The following is a 1,315-nucleotide window of genomic DNA, read 5'->3' as shown; positions in this document are numbered from 1 at the left end:
GTGACCCATCCTGGAATAAGTTGACACTTTTTCGCTACAGAGAAGGAGTGTTCGATGAAACAAGGGTTTCGACGCAGTCAGCGAGATTACAGCCTGGCTTTTAAACTGAGTGTTGTGGAGCAGGTTGAAAAAGGCGAGCTGACGTACAAGCAGGCGCAAATGCGCTACGGAATACAAGGTCGGTCGACAGTTTTGGTATGGTGTCGCAAACACGGCCTGCAGGATTGGACGCATCCCAGAGGCCGAAACCAACGGAGAGCGACCATGACAGATACACCGGCCAAGCCACTGACGCCAGAGCAGCGCATCAAGGAGTTGGAACGTCAACTCAAGGAAGAAAAACAGAAATCCGCGCTGTTCGAGGCCGTCATCGACGTCATGCGTGACGAGTATGGAATCGTGGTAAAAAAGCCTTTGGGCAGGTCATCTCGCGCAAGCAAGTCCAAGGCTTAAGCGTTGAGAGGGCCTGCCGCTGCATGGGCATCAGCCGCCAAGCGTATTACCAGCGCCATCAGCGCGAACGGCAGTGCCTGGATAGGGCACAAACTGTCGTCAAGCTGGTGCAGCCGATACGTTTGCGCCAGCCTCGCGTGGGGGCGCGCAAGTTGCACAGCATGCTAGAGAATGCCTTTTCCCAGGCGAATATCAAGGTGGGGCGTGACGGACTCTTCGATATCTTGCGGCGGGAGCGCTTGCTGGTGCAGCCGCAGCGGGCCTATCACAAGACCACGAACAGCCATCACCGCTTCCGGCGCCATCCCAACTTGCTCAAGGAGGGACCGGGGCAAGTGTTGGCCACGCAGCCGGAGCAGGTGTGGGTAGCCGATATCACCTATCTCCCGACCGCCGGAAAATTCGTCTATCTGAGCTTGGTGACGGATGCATACTCGCGCAAAATCGTGGGCTACCATGTGCACGCGAGCTTGCAAACAGAGGAAGTCAGCGAGGCCCTGAAAATGGCCCTGCGAGCGCGACAGCGCAAGACGCCGCTGATCCATCATTCAGACAGGGGCATCCAGTATTGCTCGACTTACTATCAGGAAATTCATCGTCGTCACGGACTGACTTGCTCCATGACAGATGGCTACGACTGCTATCAGAATGCGCTGGCAGAACGTATCAACGGCATTCTGAAAGGCGAGTTCCTGCTGAATCGACCTGCAGACCTGAAACAGGCGAGCAAAATGGTGGCGCAATCAGTGCGAATATATAACCAGGAACGGCCGCATACAGCCTTGCAATACAAAACGCCCGATGTGGTGCATCGGGCGTTTCTACAGCAATAAATACTGTCAACCTATTTTAGGACTGGACA

Annotated in this window: 1 protein-coding gene; it reads left to right on the top strand. The window is 55.1% G+C overall.

The window, feature by feature from the left end; genetic code table 11:
• Positions 1-54: 54 nt before the first annotated feature.
• A protein-coding gene (locus AC07VL_RS27990; protein ID WP_494808750.1) for an IS3 family transposase occupies positions 55-1,286 on the top strand; the annotation gives its coding sequence in 2 pieces (ribosomal slippage) (positions 55-418 and positions 418-1,286; 1,233 coding nt in all).
• Positions 1,287-1,315: the final 29 nt, after the last annotated feature.

This window comes from Janthinobacterium sp. GW821-FHT03C08, assembly GCF_059420905.1.
This window is presented reverse-complemented; position numbering and strand designations above follow the sequence as displayed.